The organism is Paraburkholderia bannensis NBRC 103871 (assembly GCF_000685015.1).
GTDB classification, from domain to species: domain Bacteria; phylum Pseudomonadota; class Gammaproteobacteria; order Burkholderiales; family Burkholderiaceae; genus Paraburkholderia; species Paraburkholderia bannensis.
Genome location: NZ_BAYA01000010.1, coordinates 119,602 through 141,574 on the forward strand (window position 1 = coordinate 119,602; position 21,973 = coordinate 141,574).

At 64.3% G+C, this 21,973-nt stretch carries 17 protein-coding genes; 8 read left to right on the forward strand and 9 right to left on the reverse strand.

Annotated elements, in window-relative coordinates:
• Positions 1-16: 16 nt before the first annotated feature.
• From BBA01S_RS41610 to BBA01S_RS17675, 3 genes are all read right to left on the reverse strand, one after another.
• The gene (locus tag BBA01S_RS41610; protein ID WP_322787830.1) at positions 17-1,561 is read right to left on the reverse strand and encodes a tannase/feruloyl esterase family alpha/beta hydrolase; all 1,545 of its coding nucleotides are present in this window, start codon (positions 1,559-1,561) and stop codon (positions 17-19) included.
• Positions 1,562-1,715: 154 nt separating this feature from the next.
• Entirely contained in the window at positions 1,716-2,807 is a 1,092-nt protein-coding gene (locus BBA01S_RS45190; protein ID WP_052391776.1) for a porin, read from the reverse strand.
• A 354-nt stretch (positions 2,808-3,161) separates the two neighbouring features.
• Complete coding sequence (locus BBA01S_RS17675; RefSeq protein WP_156965974.1) at positions 3,162-4,082, reverse strand: LysR family transcriptional regulator; 921 nt, start codon at positions 4,080-4,082, stop codon at positions 3,162-3,164.
• 93 nt (positions 4,083-4,175) lie between these two features.
• Between BBA01S_RS17675 and BBA01S_RS41620 the strand changes: the two genes are divergently transcribed.
• Positions 4,176-4,805, forward strand: coding sequence for a GNAT family N-acetyltransferase (locus BBA01S_RS41620; protein WP_084162254.1), 630 nt, complete (start codon positions 4,176-4,178; stop codon positions 4,803-4,805).
• 187 nt (positions 4,806-4,992) lie between these two features.
• On the opposite strand, the gene infA is transcribed toward BBA01S_RS41620, so the two are convergent.
• From infA to BBA01S_RS17700, 4 genes are all read right to left on the reverse strand, one after another.
• Positions 4,993-5,256 (reverse strand): translation initiation factor IF-1, encoded by a 264-nt coding sequence (gene infA, locus BBA01S_RS17685; protein WP_027817623.1) that lies wholly within the window; start codon positions 5,254-5,256, stop codon positions 4,993-4,995.
• A gap of 454 nt (positions 5,257-5,710) precedes the next feature.
• On the reverse strand, positions 5,711-5,914 hold the full coding sequence (locus tag BBA01S_RS17690; RefSeq protein WP_027817624.1) for a cold-shock protein: 204 nt from the start codon (positions 5,912-5,914) through the stop codon (positions 5,711-5,713).
• 210 nt (positions 5,915-6,124) lie between these two features.
• A complete protein-coding gene (locus BBA01S_RS17695) occupies positions 6,125-7,006 on the reverse strand; it encodes an NAD(P)H-binding protein (RefSeq protein WP_027817625.1) in 882 nt (293 codons plus the stop codon).
• Positions 7,007-7,136: 130 nt separating this feature from the next.
• Positions 7,137-7,754 (reverse strand): TetR/AcrR family transcriptional regulator, encoded by a 618-nt coding sequence (locus BBA01S_RS17700; RefSeq protein WP_027817626.1) that lies wholly within the window; start codon positions 7,752-7,754, stop codon positions 7,137-7,139.
• A 204-nt stretch (positions 7,755-7,958) separates the two neighbouring features.
• Between BBA01S_RS17700 and BBA01S_RS17705 the strand changes: the two genes are divergently transcribed.
• From BBA01S_RS17705 to BBA01S_RS17720, 4 genes are all read left to right on the forward strand, one after another.
• A complete protein-coding gene (locus BBA01S_RS17705) occupies positions 7,959-9,281 on the forward strand; it encodes a sensor domain-containing diguanylate cyclase (RefSeq protein WP_027817627.1) in 1,323 nt (440 codons plus the stop codon).
• 147 nt (positions 9,282-9,428) lie between these two features.
• Positions 9,429-11,480: a transketolase gene (gene tkt, locus BBA01S_RS17710; RefSeq protein ID WP_027817628.1), complete on the forward strand. Its 2,052-nt coding sequence runs from the start codon at positions 9,429-9,431 to the stop codon at positions 11,478-11,480.
• Positions 11,481-11,528: 48 nt separating this feature from the next.
• Positions 11,529-11,939, forward strand: a complete 411-nt coding sequence (locus BBA01S_RS17715) for a hypothetical protein (RefSeq protein WP_027817629.1) — start codon at positions 11,529-11,531, stop codon at positions 11,937-11,939.
• 108 nt (positions 11,940-12,047) lie between these two features.
• Entirely contained in the window at positions 12,048-12,377 is a 330-nt protein-coding gene (locus BBA01S_RS17720) for a DHCW motif cupin fold protein (RefSeq protein ID WP_027817630.1), read from the forward strand.
• Here BBA01S_RS17720 and BBA01S_RS17725 read toward each other — a convergent pair.
• Positions 12,364-13,938 (reverse strand): FAD-dependent monooxygenase, encoded by a 1,575-nt coding sequence (locus tag BBA01S_RS17725; protein WP_027817631.1) that lies wholly within the window; start codon positions 13,936-13,938, stop codon positions 12,364-12,366. The two genes, BBA01S_RS17720 and BBA01S_RS17725, sit on opposite strands and share 14 nt — an antisense overlap.
• Before the next feature lie 768 nt (positions 13,939-14,706).
• Here BBA01S_RS17725 and BBA01S_RS17730 point away from each other — a divergent pair.
• Positions 14,707-16,179: a circularly permuted type 2 ATP-grasp protein gene (locus tag BBA01S_RS17730; RefSeq protein WP_027817632.1), complete on the forward strand. Its 1,473-nt coding sequence runs from the start codon at positions 14,707-14,709 to the stop codon at positions 16,177-16,179.
• A 70-nt stretch (positions 16,180-16,249) separates the two neighbouring features.
• Complete coding sequence (locus BBA01S_RS17735; RefSeq protein ID WP_027817633.1) at positions 16,250-17,215, forward strand: alpha-E domain-containing protein; 966 nt, start codon at positions 16,250-16,252, stop codon at positions 17,213-17,215.
• A 24-nt stretch (positions 17,216-17,239) separates the two neighbouring features.
• Here the strand turns inward: BBA01S_RS17735 and BBA01S_RS17740 are convergent, their stop codons facing one another.
• Positions 17,240-18,310 carry a zinc-binding metallopeptidase family protein gene (locus BBA01S_RS17740; protein ID WP_027817634.1) on the reverse strand — a complete coding sequence of 357 codons (1,071 nt, stop codon included), beginning with the start codon at positions 18,308-18,310 and terminating at the stop codon, positions 17,240-17,242.
• Positions 18,311-18,483: 173 nt separating this feature from the next.
• Here BBA01S_RS17740 and BBA01S_RS17745 point away from each other — a divergent pair, with 173 nt between their 5' ends.
• Positions 18,484-21,966 carry a transglutaminase family protein gene (locus tag BBA01S_RS17745; RefSeq protein WP_027817635.1) on the forward strand — a complete coding sequence of 1,161 codons (3,483 nt, stop codon included), beginning with the start codon at positions 18,484-18,486 and terminating at the stop codon, positions 21,964-21,966.
• Positions 21,967-21,973: the final 7 nt, after the last annotated feature.

Here is a 21,973-nt window from a genome sequence, read left to right on the forward strand (position 1 = left end):
CGCGTCTCCATGCGATTCATTGGCCTGCGCAAACAAAGCTGTTTGCGTCGTTTTTATCGCCCTTCAGGTATTGGGCTCGCTGCGGATAAGGACAGAGCGGGTGCGTCATTCCAGCGGGCAGTTTCGCTCCGGCGGAAGCGCCAGCATGCGCAACGATGGATTGCGGCGCCTGCCCTTGTTCGACCCACTTGACCATCGCATCGAGCGAATCGAAGCTGTCGAGCGCGTAGTCGCCGCCGGAACAGTGATTCATGCCCGGGACGACGTAGAGGCGTGCGAAGTCCGCCGTGTGCTGGCCGTAGGCGCTTTGCAGACGCTTGAAATAGTCGATCGTGTCGAGCACCGAAAAGACCGGATCGCTGCCGCCGTGATAAATCAGCAGCTTCCCGCCGTGCGATTTGAAACTGCCTAGATCGACCGAGTCGGCATCCATGAATTCAGCCGCAGACTGGCCATATTGCGCGGTCTTTCTGTGAATCGACTGTTCGAGATCCGGCAGCGATGCGGTAAAGATGTCGAACGAACTGCGCGGCGGTGTCGAAAACACATATTGCATCGAGCCCGCACCCAGCGTTTCCGCGCGCGACGGATGTTGGTCGTCGCCCAGTTTCCATTCGCGCCAGTTCGCGCTCGCAATACCGCTGTCATAAGGCCACGGCGTATATAGCGGGTGACCGTCCGCTGTTTTCGCGCCATCGAATACGGCGTGCAAGGCCTGCACCTGAACTGCGCTCAGGCACTGATCTGTCTTTCCGGCTTTGCATTGCAAGACCACGGGGTCGAATTTGCACTCATCGGGGCGATCATTGAAACCCTCGTCTGCACCGCCGCATTGATGACGTACCGCGTCGGCCACCAGGTCGAGGTCGCCTTGAGAAAATGCGTGCGCAAGCTGTATGCGTCCGTCCTCAGAGCGCGGAGCGGCGCGGCTAAAAGCCTGCGTGTCGGCCACCTGTGCAATTGCGGCATGCGGAAGGCGGTAACCCGGATCGCCCGAAATAATGCCGTCAAATTCAGCGCCATACCGTTGCATCGCTTGCAGCGCTTCCTGGCCGCCTTTCGAGCATCCGGCGAAATAAGACCACTTTGGATTCTCGCCGTAAAAGTCGCGAATCACGCGCTTCGCAATCTCAGCGACGCGACCGATGGAAGCGTAGCCGTAATCGATGCGCGCTTTCGGGTCGACGCCAAAACCTGCGTTCTGATCCTGCGTATGACCGGCATCGGAGCTCACAACGGCGAAGCCGCGCGCCAATGCACGCGGGCCGTCGCGCCATGAAGGAATTATGCCCGTGGCGGGATTGACAGTGCCGTCGCTGCCACCGCCTCCTTGATAAAAGAAACGCCCCGCCCATTCGAGCGGCAGGCGCAGCTCGAAATGAATCGCATATTGATCGTTCGATGCGGCGTGGCCAGTACCATTCGTTGGCGCAGGCTGCCCGGTGCGTCGATCGAGTACGCCTTCGACGAGACAATGTGCCGGAAGGGCCTTGGCTGCACTTGCATCGTCGTGCGGCACCGCCTCCTGCCACTGCGCTGAAGTGATGACGCCGTTGGGCACATGGAGCCCGGTTAAACGTGCGCAGCGGTTTGCGTCAGCCGCCTGGGCCTGCGAACTGATTGCGAGAGCGAACAGCAACGCGCTGGCGCATCCACGCGAATGGATCTTGCGCTGATTGAAGAGCGACAATCGAATGTCTCCTGCGAGAGGAATGCTAGAAGCGGTGCGAAATCCCTACGCCGACCGCAACGGTATTGGTGTCCGGCACGCCGCCGGTGAGCGACGCGGTCATCAGGTTCGTCAACCCGTTCGCTTTTTTCTTCGCGTTCATCAGGCCGACGAAACCATAGACCTCCGTGGACTTCGACAGAAAATAGTCTTCGCTCAGCACGTAAGCGTTGGTCGCGTTCTGTGTATCCTTGCGATCCTCTGCCCAGTACCAGGCCAGGGTGAGCATGCTGGCCGGCGTGACGTACCAGTTCGCGCCCGCCTGGATCACGCGGATATCCGACGGCCCGGTGACGCCGAACTGGCTGATCGCATTGCCCTCGGGCTGGTTGTAGTCTGTCCACGCCGCCTTCAGCGTGACCGTGCCGAACTTGTATCCGCCGCCCAGCGACCAGACGGTCAGGTCGCGGTTGCCGTACTGATCGTTCTTCTGTACGAATGCGCCTTCGCCGATGAGGTGCGCGTCTTCGTACGCGGCGCCGACGGAAACAGTTCGGCCCTGGGCCAGGCTGCCCGCCTCATTGCCGAAGTGATAGAGCGCGCCCAGATAGACCGTGTCGGTCTTGTAGGTGTAGCCGACCGAATTGGCTTCATAGACCGTGACGCCCGAGGTCGTGCTTTTTCCTTCCAGGAAATTCCAGTAACCCGCTGCGCTGAAAGCCTGCTTGAGGGAGCGCGGATCGGCACGGCCAAAGGCGTAGTAAGCCGGATCCTGCTGGAGGCCCGCTGTGAGCTGGCCGTAGCTCGAACGCACGAATACGTTCGCGTAATGGCCGAAAATCGTATTGGACGGCGACATCGCACCGCTGCCGATGCTGAATTGCCCTTCGAGCTGAAAGCCCGCACGCACGCCACCACCCAGGTCTTCCAGGCCGAGCAAGCCCCAACGGTTGCTGCTGTTGCCGCCCGAGCTGAAGAGGAAATTGCTGTGCGACGAAGGGCCGCCGGCACCGGGGCCGCCATTCTTGTTCTGGTACAGGAGACTCGCATCGACGAGGCCATAAAGCGTAACGCTGCTCTGGGCGTGTGCAATGCTGGCTCCGACTGCACATGCCGCCATACAGGCAAACTTCTTCATTGGATCTCCGTGTTTTTTATTCAGTATTCCTACTTTATGACGAGGCAATGGCAAGTCTCGTTGGCCTCCTGGGCGTGCGCTGGCTCTTGTCCGGATCGGCTCCGCGTGACCGCCAGCGTTCAGGTTTTTAACAATCTTATTATCAGGTAGCCTGATTTGCAATCGACGTTGCCGAGTTTACGTGCAAACACCTAGAACGTCTGGCCGAACGTTCGTTCGATGGTTGAGCAGGGATTCGAACATGACAAAGGCCGCTGTCCTCACCGACAGCGGTCTTCGTTATTGAGTGATTGCAGCTTTAGCCGCACTGATGCGGTTTGAACGATCTGGTTAGCAACCGCGTACCAGCCGCGTTCATCGACGCTGGATCGCGGCCTCGATCTGGTCTCGCATCCAGCGGTGCCACGGACTGTGCAGATTGCGGCGCTGAAAGAAAATCCGGAACGTGAAGCGCGGCGTATCGAACGGCGCGTCGTAGACGCTGATGCGCGCGCTGGCGGCAAGCTGGCGCGCGGCACGCCGAGGCAACGTGATGAGCAGGTCGGAACTGGCGACAATGAACGGCGCGGCCATCACGTCGGGCAACTCGACCGCCACGTTGCGCGCCACGCCCAGTTTCGCGAGCGACATATCGATCACGCTGCGCTCCTCGGGCCACTGCGCGACGACCACATGGCGCTCGGCCAGATACGCGCTCAGGGACAGCGGCACGCGGATGCGTGCATGCCTGCTGCGCGCGACCACGACATAGTCGTCCTCACCGGCGTCGAGCGACTCGATCCCCTCGGCGGCGGCATGAAACTCATCGGAGAAACCCAGCACGAAATCGGCGCGGCCCGAGTTGAGGTCTTCCTGCGCATCGCGGTTGCGCGAAGGCACGACCTTGACGCGCACATGGGGCGCGCGCTTTTCGAGCCGGCCCACGATGCCCGGCAACAGCGCAAACGCCGTGAAATCGGTAGCGGCAAACGTCACAGTGCGTGTACTGCTTGCGGGATCGAAGCGCTCCATTTCGCCCAGACGCTCGGACAGGACGTCGAGTGCTTCGGCGACACCCTCTGCAATCAGGTCGGCACGCGGCGTCGGCTGCATGCCGGCACCGGCGCGAATAAATAATTCGTCATGCCAGGCATCCCGCAGGCGACCCAGCGCGTGACTGCATGCCGATGGGCTCATCGCCAGCTCGTCGGCGGCGGCAACAACACTGCGCCGACGATAGACAGCGTCGAAAACGAGTAGCAGGTTCAGGTCGAGACGGCGCAGAGTATCGTGCATGCGGTGCAGTATAGTCTGAACAGAATGCAGCGCCGACATTTCCCGATTTCGGTAGCATGCCGGCTCGACCTTACTTCCTTCTGTTCCTGAATCATGAGTGCAACTGCTTCGCCCCAATCAACGCCGCAGCCGACGCTTCACGACACCGCCACCACCGCCGTCGCGCGCTCGCTCGCGCAGGCGCTAATCGAAGACCCGTTCTATCTGGCGGTCACGGTCGAGGCGCAAGCCGACGACGCACAGCGACTGGAGATGCTCGCCCGCTATTGCGAACTGGCAATCGACGAGGCCAACGCGGTCGGCGAGGTTCACTACGCCGGCACCGATGGCGCGGCGATCTGGGTGATGCCGGAAGCCGGCGCAGAAGCCATCGCCCATCATGGCCGGGTGCGCGGCACGGCGCTCAAGACGCTGCTCGGCGAGCGCGGCTATGCGAACTACAACGGGATTTGCGAAGCGATGGCGCAGCATGTCCCCGCGTCGCTGGACGACGCATGGTATCTGTCGATTCTGGGGGTGCAGCCGGCAGCAAGAGGACGGCGACTTGCGCACGATCTGCTGCAATTGACGCTAGGCCGTGCCGATCAAGCCGGCGCGACCTGCTTTCTGGAAACGTTCAATCCCCTGAGCCTGCCGTTCTATCGGCGGCTGGGTTTCGAAGCGGAGCTGCATTGCGTCGAGCCCGTGACGGGCAGCGACTACTGGCTGATGGCCCGCCGATAAAGGTGACGAGCCTACGCCGTGCGCACAATGTCCAGCCGTCGAGCCGGATGCGGCCGACGGCTGGACATTGCATGACAGCCAGTGAATGGTCACGGTGCGCGGCGCGCAGCGGCACCGAGGTGACACCTAAGCGGCACCCGAATGGCGCGCCCGGGGCGCATCGTGAACACTCCAGCCGGACGGAGTATTACCGGCGGCGCGCGGCTGCAGGGCGCGGGCCACTGCTGCTCGCATCCTTGTGGCGGAAATTGATCCGACCCTTGGTCAGATCGTAGACCGACAACTCGAGCGTGACCCGGTCGCCAGCGATAATGCGAATATGATTCTTGCGCATGCGGCCCGAAGCGTAGGCGTTCACGACAACGCCGTTTTCGAGCGTCACGCGATACTTGCTGTCCGGCAGCACTTCGTCGACGACACCGTCGAGTTCAAGCAGTTCTTCCTTCGCCAAATCCAATCCTCCTGAAATACACAATGCCGCGCTTACGCGCAGCGCAGATAGTGACCCCGCGCGAACGCCATCGGCCCGATCCTGATGCACCATCGGCGACCCTGAAGGCCGGCCAGATCAGCAGATACAGTCGGGAACAGGAAACGACATGGCCCTCGGCGCGCCAGAGTCAAGCGATCCGACACCGCGACAAGCAATGTGCCAACGCACAGGGCAATTCGTGCTCTTGATGAGCCAATCGGAGACACGGATCGTCGGCGTTCGCCTGGTCAATCCGCAGAGACGAACCTCGAACGCGCATGCCCGCAGGATGTCCGGTCTGCGAGCGCAGTGAACACCAATGCGGGACACACGAGATACGCGTGGCGTACGACTGCCACGGTATGAGACAGGGCATTCGCGCCGCCCGTTGAGCTAGTGAACTAGCCCCAGAGGCGGCTGCGGTGCAAACAGCTTACAGCGGGGTGATGTTCGAAGCCTGGAGGCCCTTCGGACCACGCTTGACTTCGTAGCTGACCTTCTGGCCTTCAGCCAGCGTCTTGAAGCCCGTGCCACGCACTTCCGAGAAGTGAGCGAACAGATCGTCGCCACCCTTGTCCGGAGTGATGAAGCCAAAGCCCTTGCTGTCGTTAAACCATTTGACGGTACCGGTTTCCACTAAAAAATCCTCAAAACAAATAAAAACACACGCGCCCAGGAAAAGGGCGAATACAAAAATCGAGCGGGAGAGGTCAACGAAAGCCGTGAATCACGGCAATTGATGAGCAGACACAGCTAGAAAATTAGCAGATTGAACTTACGCGCTATTTCGAAGCACGTCAAGCACTTTCGTTCCAACCGGCCTCAAAACCCGTCCCGCCGCCCCCAATCAGCGCCCGAACAGGGAGCGATGCGCCTGGACAAACTCCGCGACGGTTTGCGGCGCCCTGCCCGTCACCTGCTCGATCACCTGATCCGTGCCCTTGAACACCCCGTTCCGATAGTCGATGGCGACTTCGATGAAGTGCTGGATGGCGAAATCGGGCTGATCGTATTTTTGCAGATGCGCGCGGTACTCGTCGAGCGTGGACGGACTGTAGACGATCTTGCGGTCGATCACCCTGCTGATTTCGTCCGCAATGCCGTGGTGATCCATTTCGACGGGGCCGCACAGCTCGTACGATTTGCCGATATGCCCCTGCGGCTGCGTGAGCACAGCGGCGATGAACCGGGCCTGATCCTGTCCCGTAATCGGCGCGTGACGCCCCTCGCCATATGGCAGCGTGATCCTGCCCTCCTTGACGATGGTGTCGAGCACCCACGGAAAGACCAGCCATTCGGCGAAGAATGTCGGGCGGATATGGACGGTCGGCACACCCGACCAGTCCAACACGCGTTCTGCAATCCAGTGGTCGCGCGCGGCGTGGCTCTTCGCGTCCTCGCGAGCGGAGATCTGCGACATTTCGACCACCACTTCCAGCCCGGCGCGGCGCGCAGCATCGGCGAAATAGGCCGTGCCCTGAATAAAGCCCGGACGCACCGGATAGCAGAGATACGCGCCCGTCACGCCTTCCGTGGCGCGAAGCAGGTCGTCGTGATCGAGCAGGTCGCCGACCACCACTTCCGCGCCCGCCGCCCGCAGCGCCGCGCTGCGCGCGTCTTCGGTGCGCACCATGGCGCGCACGGCGTGCCCCGCTTCGAGCAGATAGTTGACGGTATGAACGCCGGTCTTGCCGGTGGCGCCGGTGATGAGGTATTTGCGCTGTTGCATGACGATTCTCCGTTACATGGGTTCAAAGGCACTGCGTTTGGGTCTTCGGGCGGGGCGATTTCAAGCGCCATCGCTTACTGTGCATATGCACTTATGCGGACAAACGGCGAAGGTACTCGATGCCTTGCTTTTAAACTTCGATAGCGGCAAGTTGCTGGCGCACGTCGGCCAGCAGCGATGCGGACGTCTGCGGATCGGTCGAGATGCGCGCCAGCGTGAGCGCACCGACCATCGCCGATAACGCGAACACCGCGCGCGATCGCACTGTGTCACCCTGCGCGTCGTTCAGCGGATCGGCAGGCTCGGCGGGATCAGAGGGACTGGCGAGGCGCCGCGCCAGCATCGCGATCAAATCATCGGCGCTCTGCGACGCGACGGCGCGCGTGCCTTCGTCCGCGCGGGCGAGTTCGCTGCCCATGCTCGCGAGCGGGCAGCCGTTTCCTGGTGCGTCGCGATGGGCAGGGGAAAGATAGGCCTCGACGAGCGCACGAAATCCGTCCCGCCCCGCGCAGCCACCGGCGGCCGCTTCGAGCGCTGCGAGAATGTCGGCCGTGCCCGCCTCGCACGCCTCGGCCACCAGTTGATCCTTGGATTCGAAATGGCGGTAGAAACCGCCATGCGACAACCCCGCGGCGGCCATGACATCGGCCAGCCCTGTCGCGTGTATGCCATTGGCGCGGAACATGCCAGCCGCGACCTCCACGATGCGGCGGCGCGTTTCGGCGGTTTCGGCTTTCGACTTCCTCATGATGGCCTGCGTCCGGTAGTTCGTCGTTGATTAGATGGTAGTCATCATCTAAATGGAAAGCAAGCAGCGCGTTCAAATATTCTTTGCCCCGTCTTTCAGCCTCTGCAGGCGCAAAATGTGCTGAAAAACAGGCTGTGCAACAATGCGCCACGAACATCGGATACATCTGATGAATTTCGTGTAACGCTTTTGTAGGGTTAGCGTATGGCCGAATCGCCCCTCACAACGCATGAACGTGTGGCAAGCAGCGCAATCGGCGTCGCCGTCGTCCGGCGCGACGAGCACGGCGAGTGGATCGCGACTGCTGCGAACCGGCACTTCTTCAAGCCGTTGCAGGCACAACGAATCGAATCCCCCGCGCCTGCGGTTCCCGTCAAAACGCTGGTGCCCCCCGCCGCATGGCCGGGCTTTCAGGAGGCGCTTGAGGCATGTTTCACCGATGCCGATGCAAACGCAGCAGAGCGCGTCGGCATCGCGCATGGAAGCGGCGACCTCAACTGGCGCTATTCGCTCACCGCGCTCACCCCGCTCGCTTGTGTCAGCTATGTCAGCGGCACGGCGACGCCGCTGGACATTCTCGCTACCACGGTCGCAATCGGCCCGGCCCCGTCCAGCAGCACGCACACGCAAGCCAGCAACGCCTCGCGCTACCGCGCAGTGGTCGATTCCGCCTACGACGCCATCGTCACCATCGATCAGTCGCACAACATCACGCTGTTCAATCGCGCGGCGGAAAACCTGTTTGGCTATTCAGCCGCCGAGGTACTGGGCCAGCGCATCGAAACCCTGTTGCCCGAATCGGTGCGCGCGCATCATTCCCAGAACGTGCGCAAGTTCGCCGATTCGCCGCTCACCGACCTGCGCCCGATGAGCCCGCCGCGCATGGACGAAAGCAACAGCGTGTTTGGGCGGCATCGCGACGGTTCGATCATCCCGGTCGAGATCGCGATTTCCAGAATCGACGTCGACGGCCAGATCGAATTCACGGCGGTCGTGCGCGATATCACGAATCGCGCGCAACTCATGGACAGCCTGAAAAAGCAGGCCGTCACCGATGCGTTGACGGGCCTGCCCAACCGTCGCGAATTTCTGGCGTTCGTCGACAAAGTGCAGCACACGCAGGATGCGCTATCGGTGTTCATTCTCGACATCGATTTTTTCAAGGAGATCAACGACAACTACGGGCACCATGTCGGCGACGAAGTGCTGTGCGTGCTCGCGAATGTCGGCGTGAGCCAGACCGGCGAGCCGAGTCTCTTTGCACGCTGGGGCGGCGAGGAGTTCGTCGCGGCGCTGCCTGGCGCCGATGCCGCGACGGCGCACCGGATCGCCGAACAGTTGCGCCTGCGCTTCGAGCATCAGGACTTCGAACACGCGTGGCGTCTCCAGCCCGTTCCGTTCACGGTCAGCATCGGCGTGGTCACGCGCGAGGCCGGCGAACATGACGTGGAAGCGTTGATGAAGCGGGCCGACCGCGCGCTCTATCGCGCGAAAAATTCGGGCCGAAATCGCGTCGAAATCGGCTAGCGCAAGCTGCCGAAGCCACCTGGCCGATCCTGATTTCGCCGTTGCGCTACGGTATGGGGATTGCGCCTCAACGAGCTGTCACGCGTTGTCGTCCAACGGCAAGCCCGTGCGCCACCCAAGTCTGCCCACACGGAACAAGGAAGCCCCATGACCGAGCAAGCGACCCAAGCCCCTTCGCCATCGCACCCCGTACCGGCGCCCCGCGACCCGCATCTGCGCGCCATGGCGAACTGTATCCGCTTCCTTTCGATGGACGCGGTGCAGCAAGCCAATAGCGGCCACCCTGGCGCTCCAATGGGCCTCGCCGATGTCGCGACGGTGCTCTTCAAGGAGTTCATGAAGTTCGACGCGTCCGATTCCCATTGGCACGATCGCGACCGCTTCGTGCTCTCCAACGGACATGCATCGATGCTGCTGTACAGCCTGCTTTACCTCACAGGCTATCGGGACATGACCCTCGACGAGATCAAGCGTTTCCGGCAGGTCGGCAGCAAAGCCGCCGGCCACCCTGAATATTCGCATGCCGAAGGAATCGAAACGACCACGGGGCCGCTAGGGCAAGGCATCGCCAACTCGGTCGGCATGGCGCTTGCCGAGCGCATCATGAACGCGCATTTCGGCGACGACCTGGTCAATCACCATACCTATGTTTTTCTCGGCGACGGCTGCCTGATGGAAGGCATCAGCCAGGAAGCCATTTCGCTGGCAGGCCACCTCAAGCTCGGGCGCCTGATCGCGTTCTGGGACAACAACTCCATTTCCATCGACGGCGCGACGAGTCTCGCCGTATCGGACAACGAGATCGAACGCTTCCATGCCTCGGGCTGGCGTGTGCTCGAAATCGACGGCCACGATACCGATGCGATCCGCCAGGCCATCGAGACCGCCCGCGCAACGGAAGACCGTCCCACGCTGATCGCCTGCAAGACCATCATCGGCTTTGGCTTTCCGACTAAATCGGGCACGCAGAAAGCGCATAGCGACGCGCCCGGCGAGGCCGAGATCGCGGGCGCGCGCCAGATCCTCGACTGGCCTTCGCCGCCGTTCGAGATTCCCGACGACCTGATGAAAGCCTGGCGCGAAGTCGGCGCACGCGGGCGCGATGCGCGGCTCGCCTGGGCCGATCGCGTCAAGCAGGCACCGCAGCCCTTGCGCGCCGAATTCGAGCGCCGCACCGCGGGCAAGCTGCCGGAGAACTGGAAACAGGCGATCGTGGCGGCACGTCGCGCCTTTGTCGCCGATGGCAAGGCGACGGCCACGCGCAAGGCCAGCGGCGACGTGCTCAATCACCTGTTCGACGCGATTCCGGAATTGCTGGGCGGCTCAGCCGATCTCACGCCGTCGAACAACACGAAAACCAGACAACAGGTCGAAATCAAGCCGGGCCAATACGACGGCTCCTACGTTCACTACGGCGTGCGCGAACACGGCATGGCGGCCGCGATGAACGGCATCGCGTTGCACGGCGGCCTGGTTCCCTACGGCGGCACTTTCCTGTGTTTTTCGGACTATTGCCGCCCCGCGATCCGCCTGAGCGCGCTGATGCGGGTGCGCACGATCTACGTGATGACGCACGATTCGATCGGCCTTGGCGAAGACGGGCCGACGCACCAGCCCGTCGAGCAACTGGCGGCGTTACGCGCCATCCCGCAGCTAGCGGTCTTCCGGCCCGGCGATGCCATCGAAACGGCCGAATGCTGGGAGTTGGTGCTGGACGCGCCGCACCGCGCTGCATTGCTGGCGCTTTCGCGCCAGCCCTTGCCGCTGCTGCGCAACGAAGCCGAGGGCGAGAACCGCAGCGCGCGCGGCGCGTACATCCTGCACGATGCCGAAGGCGGCCCGCGCCAGGTGACGTTGCTGGCAACGGGATCGGAGCTGCAACTGGCTGTCGAGGCACGCGCGATCCTGCAAAGCGAAAGCGTGCCCACCGCGGTCGTTTCCATGCCCTGCCGCCTGTTGTTCGAAGAGCAGGACAAGGCTTACAAGCGCGCGGTGCTGGGCGAGTCGCCCGTGCGGGTGGCCGTGGAAGCCGCGGTCGAACTCGGCTGGGATCGCTATATCGGCCCGGAAGGCAAGTTCATCGGCATGCACAGCTTCGGCGAGTCCGGGAAGATCCAGGACGTCTACGACAAGTTCGGCATCACGACGGATGCGGTCGTACGCGCCGCACGCGAGATCCTGAAGGACATCGCGGTGTGATGCTTGCTGTCGCGAAGATAAGCCAACGGCACGAGCAGGAGGACGGCGATGTTGCTGACCGATGACGAAATCGCTCACATCCGGGCGTTCGAGCCGTTCCTGCTGAACGAGGCGCGCGCGGCGCTGCACAATGCGCCGCGCTACGACCTGTCGCTCGAACTGGCGACGGATCTCGAACCGGGGCTGCGCATTCGTGCGCCGCATGCACCGTCGCAAGGCGACGCTCCCGCTGAGCCGCCCTTCCCGCTCAACCTCTACGTCGCGCTTCCCGCCGACGAATTGCGCGAATTAACGACGCTGGAAGACTCGTCACGCGCGACGGCGATCGCGCATTTCGGCAAGACCCTGGTTTCGCGTTTGCGACACGCGATCCAGTCGCAACTGGCGCATGAGGTCGATCTTTACGCGGGCGTGCAGGGAGAGTCCGGCACGCTCACGGTCACGCTGGGCGAAGTGTGAGCGAAGGCGGCTGTATCGGTCGAACCAGGTGGCGGCTGCCTCTGTCGTCGAACGTTTCGAGTCGTTACGCTCCCTGCAACGAGAGACCGACAACGCAGGGAACAGAACATGCACATCGCCGCCTTACCTTTCGAAACTACGCAGTGGGACGCTGTGGAGCGCACGACGCACGCGGGTGCGACCGGCACGGCCTCGTGGCACACGCAACGATTCGGCGAGATTCGCGTGCGCTTCGTGGAATACAGCGCGGGCTATGTCGCCGATCATTGGTGCTCGAAAGGGCATGCGTTGATGTGCCTGTCCGGCGCACTGATCACGGAACTCGCTGATGGACGTCGCTTTACGCTCACGCCAGGCATGAGCTACCAGGTCGGCGATGACGCCGAAGCGCACCGCTCGTCCTCGCCGCAAGGTGCGACGCTCTTTATCGTCGACTAGACAGATTCCCTGGCATCCCAAACCATCTCACCAGAGCCTGCTCTGCGCCTGCGAAGTCATTTACGGCCTCACTGGCCCACGCGACGATGCCGTCCGGACGCACCAGCAACGCGCTCAACCCCAGTCCCGCCTTGACGTCGCCCGACACGTAAGCGACGCGTTCGCGCCAATGGCTCGCGATGGCCGCAAGCGAAGCGCAACGTCCGAAATCCAGCAGCAACGCGCGCCCTTCGCGCAGCAAGGCACCCACGCGCCGTCCATCGGCGAACACAAAATCCGGCGCGCTACGGCCCACAAGTGCATGCCCCGGCTCGCCGTCGTCGTAAGCTAGCTCGACGCCCCATACGCGCCCCGCAAAGTAGGTCGCGCCGTCTCGCGTCTGCATCAGGTCGCCGACGATATCCGCGAGCGCACGCGTTGCAGGCGTGGGCCGCATGAGCGCGACTTGTGCACGCGACCAGTCGAGTACACGCGCGCCTGCCGGGTGCCGCTCGCGCTGATAGCTGTCGAGCAAGCCTTGCGGCGCGTCGCCGCGAATCGTGGCCGCCAGCTTCCAGCCGAGGTTGAGCGCATCGGCGACGCCCAGGTTGAGCCCCTGGCCGCCCAGCGGCGAATGAATATGCGCGGCGTCGCCCGCCAGCAGCACGCGCCCCTGGCGATACGTCGACGCCTGAAAGGCGCGATCCGTCCATGTCGTCGCGAGCAAAAGGCGCGTCACGGCGACATCGATCCCGCAAACGCGGCGCAAGACCGCCTGCACGTGCGCAAGCGTCACCGGCGCACGGCGATGAAACGCGCCGCCGTCGAAATCGACCATCGCGATCGTGCCGGGACGTGCATACGTGTACATCCCCATCGCCGTGTAGTGACGTCCCGGCAGCAGCGCCTGGGGGTCGACCAGTTCGACCTCGACGCTATAGCCGGTGAACTCCGGATCGGTGCCGGTGAAGTCGAAGCCAGCCGCCTTGCGCACCGCGCTGCGCCCGCCATCGCAACCGACGAGCCAGCGCCCGCGAAACGCCTGGTCTCCCGCATGCACCGTCACCTCATCGTCGGAGGCGGCAAAGGTTTCGACACGGATGCCGCGCCGCACCTGCACGCCCATCGCGCTTGCCCGCCGCGCGAGCACGGTTTCGAGCGTCTCCAGCGTCACCGGCATGCTGGTTCCCGCAGGCCCCGGCAGCCGATAGGGCCATTGCGTAGCGTCGATATCGTCGTGATGGAACGCCATGCCCGCGAAGTGACCTGCGGGCCGTCGCGCCTGCTGCATCCAGTGCGCGCCTGGCGCGGGACGCGTCGGGTCGCCTTGCGTCGCGGCCAATTCGTCGACTAATTCGTCGAGCATATCGCGCCGATCCAGCGCTTCGAGCGTCGGCGCCGACAAACCACGCATGCCAAATGGCAACCGCTTGAACGCCGAGCGCGGATCGCCATCCTGTTCCAGCACGAGCACCGAAAGGCCAAAGAGCCGCAATTCGCAGGCTAGAAACAAGCCAACGGGGCCAGCGCCGGCAATGACGACGTCAAAAATAGAGGAAGAATTAGAAAGGGATTGGGGCATGAACGGCTCCTGGTTGTCGATGTTCGACCGGAGCGTTCCCCACCTGGAACCCGCACGGACGAACGAAGGGACGCATCGATGCGTCCGCTGTTCGTCGTGGGGATCTCCTGCGCGAGGCCAAAGACCAGAGCTTTCGTTACCGAAAGGACTTGGGCTTACCAGACCAAGTCTGCCTTTTCCGACACGGCTTTATAACATCGCGGAAACGGTCTTGTCATCATGCTGAAATGTCCGGCGCGTTTTATTCAGGTCAAACACTCAACGCGCGTCGAGGCCAACGACCGCGCGCACCCGGCGCCAGCCAATGCGCCGTTTCTTCGAATATTCGTCGCCCCATGACTGACTTCGCGATTTCGAACCGCCCTGCCTCACCCCGCATCGTCCGCGCCGCGCGCACCATTTTCGCGCATGACGGCCCGTGCCCCCTTCTCCCTGTCCCCGGTTCACGCATCGATTTAGTGCTTCGCGAGCGCCAGGCGCCTGCGGGCGTGCGCGCCCCGAATGCGTGACGCATCGGCATGGAAGTTGCATTGCCCTTCGTGCCCGATCACCCAGCGTAGCGATTAGCTGCAACGTGCATGGCCTGCCAGTCGTCAGGTCGCGCACCGAAGTTTCGATCAGGCGAATCCGCCGGCGCAGCGTATATCGTGTGCCGACGGAATTCAGGCGTCACCGATCGAGAGCAGCGTCCTTGCGCACAACAAGCCGCGCCAGGCAGGATCGACCTGCCCGGCATGGCGAACGAAAGCCGCGAACGGAAGAACGGATATGACGCAAACATTCTTCAACGAGATGTTCGAGTACGGGGAATTCGATGTGCGGGGCGTGGCCGCCACGGCCTTCGCCGAGACCGGCGAGCCGCGCGCGCACTACCGCGAATTCCTCGCGTGGATGCGCGCGCAGAGCGAGCAGCAGATGCACAAGAAGCGCGCGGAAGCCGACACGATCTTCCGCCGCGTGGGCATCACCTTCGCCGTCTATGGCGAGAAGGATGTCACTGGCGCGGGCACCGAACGCACGATTCCCTTCGACGTGATCCCGCGCATTTTCCAGCGCGACGAATGGAGCAAGCTCGAACGCGGCCTGCGCCAGCGCGTGAACGCGCTCAACCGCTTCATCCACGACATCTATCACGATCAGGATATCGTGCGCGCGGGCATCGTCCCGGCCGACCAGATCCTGCGCAACGCGCAATATCGCCCTGAAATGCAGGGTGTCAACGTCGCGCGCGATATCTACGCGCATATCGCCGGCATCGATATCGTGCGCGCTGGCGAGGGCGAGTTTTACGTGCTCGAAGACAACCTGCGCGTGCCCTCCGGCGTGTCGTACATGCTGGAGAACCGCAAGATGATGATGCGGCTTTTTCCGGATCTGTTCGTGCGCAACCGCATCGCCCCCGTCGCGCACTATCCCGACCTGCTGCTCGACACGCTGCGCGCCGCCGCGCCTGCGGGCACCGACAATCCCACGGTCGTGCTGCTCACGCCGGGCATGTATAACTCGGCGTATTTCGAGCACGCGTTTCTCGCGCAGCAAATGGGCATCGAACTGGTCGAAGGCCAGGATCTGTTCGTCGAGAACGACCACCTTTACATGCGCACGACGCAGGGGCCGCAGCGCGTGGACGTGATCTACCGGCGCGTGGACGACGACTTTCTCGATCCGCTCTCGTTCCGCGCCGATTCGACGCTGGGCGCGGCGGGCCTCATGAATGTCTATCGCAAAGGCAACGTCACGCTCTGCAACGCGGTCGGCACCGGCGTCGCCGACGACAAGTCGATCTACCCCTACGTGCCGGACATGGTGCGTTTCTATCTGGGCGAAGAACCGTTGCTCAACAACGTGCCCACGTGGATGTGCCGCAAGCCCGACGACCTGAAATACGTGCTCGACAACCTGCACGAACTCGTCGTCAAGGAAACGCACGGCGCGGGCGGTTACGGCATGCTGATCGGCCCGGCCGCGACGCGCGCGGAGATCGAGGACTTTCGCGCGGCGCTGGTCGCGAACCCGGACAAATACATCGCCCAGCCCACGCTGTCGCTGTCCACCTGCCCGACCTGGGTCGAGAGCGGCATTGCACCGCGCCATATCGACCTGCGCCCGTTCGTGCTGTCGGGCCAGGAGGTGCGCATGGTGCCGGGCGGCCTCACGCGCGTCGCGCTGCGCGAGGGTTCGCTCGTCGTCAATTCCTCGCAGGGCGGCGGCACGAAAGATACCTGGGTGCTGGAACGTTAGCGCGCCACGCCATAACGATTAGCGATCCAAAACATCTGAATCCGCACGCACGCGCCACACCGGAGGCCCCATGCTGAGCCGCACTGCCGAACATCTGTTCTGGATGACCCGTCATACCGCGCGTGCCGACCATCTCGCGCGCCTGCTGGACGCCTGCTACCAGCGCTCGCTGCTGCCCGATTCCGACGATGTCGCGCAGCACGGCGCGAGCGGCTGGCTCACGGCGCTCGCGACCGTCGGCGTTGCCGATCAGTACCGGCTTTCGCATCATGGCATCGAGCCGCACGAAGTCATCGCCTTTCTCGCCACCGATGCGGCGAATCCTTCGTCGATCCTCAGCAGCCTGCGTTTTGCGCGGGAAAACGCGCGCGCGGTGCGCAGCTGCCTGAGCGCGGAACTGTGGGAGTCGCTCAACGCCACATGGCTCGATTTGCAGCGCCATGTCGCGGACGGTCTGCACGAAAGCGATCCTTACGCGTTCTTCGAGTGGATCAAGCAGCGCCTGCATCTTGCGCGCGGCGTGCAGCTCGCCGCGCCTGTCCAGAATGAGACCGCCGGCTTCCTGCACCTGGGCGTGTGCGTGGAGCGAGCGGATCATATGGCGCGCATGCTCGAAGCGCATTGCGAACTCCTGCAACCAGCGCAAGGCGCGCGGCGCAGCTTCGATTTTCACGGCGCGAATGCGCTGCTGCACGCCGTATCGGCGCATGACGCTTATCGCGAGGTGTATCGCGACGCCATCGCCCCCGCGCGCATCGCCGCGCTGCTCGTTCAGTGTGCGGAATGGCCGGGGTCGCTTGCTGCGAGCCTGGAGGAGATCCGCCGCCTCGCCGTGCGGCTGCGCAACGGGCAATCGGCGCAAACGGAGCGGCTCGCGCTGCAACTCTGCGAAGAAGTGCGCCAGGCGCCGCTCGATAGCGTCGCGCTGCAAGCGTGGCTCGTCGCCATGATCGGCCGTGTCAACGAACTCGCCCGCCGCGTGGGCCGCGACCTCGTGCGCCCCGCGATTCCCGAGCCCGTCGCGGCCGCCGCCTGACCCGCGACGCCATGGAACCGCACATCAGGGCCGCGCCGCCGCCGAGATCACGCGATGAACAAAACGCAACTTGTCGATGACGGGCGGCGCCAGCGTGAACGGATACCCGTCCGGCATGCCCAGGCTGCGGTTCAGGCTGTTGAGCGCATAGGTCAGCGCAAACCAGCGCGCCATCAGGTTGTCGAAGCTCGCTTCGTCGACGGGCGTCTGGTCGAGCAGCACCGGCTCGTCCGGGCTGTCGGGCAGGAGCGCCAGGCCGCAGGCCGCCGCCGTATCGAGCGTATCGACGAGATGCAGATAGTGCGCCCAGGTCTCCGCCCAGTCCTCCCACGGATGCACCGACGCATACGCGCTCACGTGGCGCTCGGCCCAATCGGGCGCGGGGCCGTCGGCGTAATGAGCGGCCAGCGCCGCGGCATAGTCGGCGCGCTCGTCGCCAAAACAGGCGCGGAACGGCTCGATCCAGCGCGTACCGGCCACGAGCCGATCGAAATAATAGTGGCCGACCTCGTGGCGAAAATGCCCGAGCAAGGTGCGATACGGCTCGTGCAGCGAGACCCGTGTGCTCTCGCGATGCGCATCGTCGGCTTCGGCGATGTTCATGGTGATGAGGCCGTGATCGTGCCCGGTCAGCACGTGCTGACCGTCGCCCAGTTCTTCGAGAAACTCGAATTGCAGGCCGTGTTCGGGATCTTCCGCGCGCGTCGCGAGCGGCAGGCCCAGCGCGCCCAGCGTGTAAAGCAGGCGGCGCTTGGCCACTTCCAGCCGGTACCAGTAAAGCCGGTTCTCGGGCCGCGTGAGATTGGGGATCGTGCGCGTGAACTGGCAGGCGCGGCACAGCGTATCGGCGGCGTGCGCTTCGTCGTCGGGGATCATGCCGTTGCAGACGTTCTCCACCGCGTAGTTGTGGCACTGGCGAAACAGCGCGCCGTTCGAGCCCGCGTGCAGGCTGCGCCAGCGAGCGTCGCCCGCGTCCTCGAAAGCGTGCATCTCGCCGCTTTGGGGCACGTAGCCCAGCCGCGAATCGCAACGCTCGCAGCGTTCGTTTTCGAAGAACACCAGTTGATTGCAGTGGTCGCAGTGAAACGTCTTCATGGCCGCTTTCCTGTGCGTAGCGTTGATGGCGTGAATGCCGTGCCCGGCGCGTCAGGCACAGCACGCCGCGTGCCACGCCGTCGCCATCATTGTCATCACCACCACTCGCGCCGTGCGCATCATGGGCGCGTGTCCAGTCTTCCATTCCATCCCTGTCGAACGAGGAGTCGGGTGTGTCCATCCGTGTCGCGTTAAACCATGTCACGCAGTATCGCTATGACCGGCTCGTGCATCTCGCGCCCCACGTGGTGCGCCTGCGCCCGGCGCCGCACTGCCGCACGCCCATCCTGTCGTATTCGATGCGCGTGGAGCCCGCCGATCATTTCGTGAACTGGCAGCAGGATCCGTTCGCCAACTATCAGGCGCGCCTGGCCTTTCCGGAGCCGACCCGCGAATTCCGCGTCACGGTCGACCTGGTCGCGGAAATGGCCGTCTACAATCCGTTCGACTTCTTTCTCGAACCAAGCGCCGAGCAGTTCCCGTTCGCCTACGCGCCGGAGCTGGCCACCGAACTCGCGCCCTATCTCGTGCGCAGCGAGCCGACGCCGCGCTTCGCCGCCTTCGTCGAGAGCATCGACCGCGCCCCGCGCGCGACGGTGGACTTTCTCGTCGAGCTGAACCAGCGCCTGCAACACGATATCGGCTACCTGATCCGGATGGAGCCGGGCGTGCAGACGCCCGAGGAAACGCTGGAAAAAGGCTCGGGCTCGTGCCGCGACTCCGGCTGGCTGCTCGTGCAGACGCTGCGGCAACTGGGACTGGCGGCGCGCTTTGTCTCCGGCTACCTGCTTCAGCTGACGCCCGACGTCAAGGCCATCGACGGCCCGCAAGGCGCCGAAGCCGATTTCACCGACCTGCACGCCTGGTGCGAAGTCTATCTGCCGGGCGCAGGCTGGATCGGCCTCGATCCGACTTCGGGGCTGCTTGCGGGCGAAGGGCATATCCCCGTCGCCTGCACGCCGGAGCCGGGCAGCGCCGCACCGATTTCGGGCTCGCTGGACGACTGCGAAGTCGAGTTCTCGCACTCGATGACGATTTCGCGCGTGCAGGAGACGCCGCGCGTGACCCTGCCCTATACCGACGAACAATGGGCGCAGATGCAGGCGATGGGCGTGCAGGTGGACGCGGCGCTGGAGCAGGCCGACGTGCGCCTGACGATGGGCGGCGAGCCGACCTTCGTGGCCGCGAACGACCGCGACGCGCCCGAGTGGAACACCGACGCGCTCGGCCCGACCAAGCGCCGCTACGCCATCGCGCTGATGGACAAGCTGCGCCAGCAATACGGCGCGCGCGGCTTCCTGCATATCGGCCAGGGCAAGTGGTATCCGGGCGAGCAACTGCCGCGCTGGGCGCTCTCGCTCTACTGGCGCGCCGACGGCCAGGCGTGCTGGCACGATCCGTCGCTGTTCGCCGACGAGCGCACGAGCACCCATCACACCGCCGCCGACGCACAGCGCTTCCTGACCCACCTGGCCGCGAAGCTCGCGGTCGAGCCGAAGCACGTGCAGCCCGGCTACGAGGACACCTGGTATTACCTGTGGCGCGAGCGCCGCCTGCCGGTGAACGTCGACCCGTTCGATTCGCGCCTGGACGACGAAATGGAGCGCGTGCGCCTGCGCCGCGTCTTCGATGCGGGTCTCGACACGGTCACCGGCTACGTGCTGCCGCTCGCGCGCGAGCAGGGCCAGCCCGCGCTGCAGGGGCCGCGCTGGGTCAGCGGCCCGTGGTTCTTCCGCGACGAGCGCATGTACCTGATCCCCGGCGATTCGCCGATGGGCTACCGGCTGCCGCTCGACTCGCTGCCGTGGGTGTCGGCGGGCGACTATCCGTGGCAGCACACCCACGACCCGTTCGGCGCGCCCACGCCGCTGCGCAGCGCCGCCGAGTTGCGCATGCAGTACCGGGGCGAAGGCACAGCAGCGGGCGAAGCGGCGCACGCGGCTGGATCGCCTGGATCGCCTGGATCGTCGGCCTCGCACGCAGCGAATGCGGCGAATGCAGCGAACACCGATTCCTCCCGCCTGCCCGCACGCGGCGAATCGGCGTCGTGGGTTCACCGCACGGCGCTGTGCGTCGAAGTGCGCAACCCCGCGCGCGCAGCCGGCCCGCAGGTGGAAGCCCGCTCCATCGGCAGCGGGCAAGGCCAGCTCCACGTCTTCATGCCGCCGCTCGCCGCGCTCGACGACTACCTCGACCTGCTCGCCGCCGTCGAAGCCACGGCCGCCGATCTCGCGCTGCCCGTCGTGATCGAAGGCTACCCGCCGCCGCGCGACCCGCGCCTGAAGATGCTCCAGGTCACGCCCGACCCCGGCGTGATCGAGGTGAACATCCACCCTTCGGCGAACTGGGACGAACTGGTCGAGCGCACCGAATTCCTCTACCAGGCCGCGCACGAAACGGCGCTCTCCACCGAAAAGTTCATGCTCGACGGCCGCCACACCGGCACGGGCGGCGGCAACCACCTCGTGCTGGGCGGCGCCACACCCGCCGACAGCCCGTTCCTGCGCCGCCCCGACCTGCTCGCGAGCCTCGTGGCCTACTGGAACAACCATCCGTCGCTGTCCTACCTGTTCTCGGGGCTCTTCATCGGCCCGACCAGCCAGGCGCCGCGCGTGGACGAGGCGCGCAATGACCAGGTCTACGAACTCGACATCGCCTTCGCCGAGATCCAGCGCCAGGTCGACCTGCTGCGCGGCTACGGCGCGAGCGGCGACACCGACAACGGCGCACGCGTGCCGCCCTGGCTGATCGACCGCGCGCTGCGCAACATCCTCATCGACGTGACCGGCAACACGCATCGCGCCGAGTTCTGCATCGACAAGCTCTATTCGCCCGACGGCCCCACGGGCCGCCTCGGCCTGCTGGAGCTGCGCGGCTTCGAAATGCCGCCGCACGCGCGCATGAGCCTCGCGCAGCAACTGCTGCTGCGTGCGCTGGTCGCGCGCTTCTGGGCCAAGCCTTACACCCAGCGCCTCACGCGCTGGGGCACGGCGCTGCACGACCGCTTCATGCTGTCGACGTTCGTGAAGATGGATTTCGACGATGTGCTCGCGCAGACCACCGCGGCGGGCTTTGCGCTCGACCCCGCGTGGTTCGCGCCGCATTTCGAGTTCCGCTTCCCGCTGGTCGGCGAGCTCAACGTGAGCGGCATGGCGCTCACGCTGCGCCATGCGCTCGAACCGTGGCACGTGATGGGCGAGGAAGGCTCGGCGGGTACGACGGTGCGTTATGTCGATTCGTCGGTCGAGCGGCTGGAAGTGAGCGTGCTGGGCATCAACGAAAGCCGCCATCTGGTGACCGTCAACGGGCATGGGCTGCCGCTGCAACCGACCGGCCGCGCGGGCGAAAGCGTGGCGGGCGTGCGCTATCGCGCGTGGCAACATGCGTCGTCGCTGCACCCGACCATCGGCGTGCATGCGCCGCTCACCATCGATATCGTCGATGGCTGGAGTGGCCGCGCGATCGCCGGATGCCAGTATCATGTTGCGCATCCGGGCGGTCGCAATTATCAGACGTTCCCGGTCAACGCCTACGAGGCGGAAAGCCGGCGCCGCGCGCGCTTCTTCACGAGCGGGCATACGCCGGGCGCGGTCGATGTCGCGCCGCCCACGCGCAGCCTGGAATTTCCGTTCACGCTGGATCTGCGGCAGCCGTAAAGCCGCC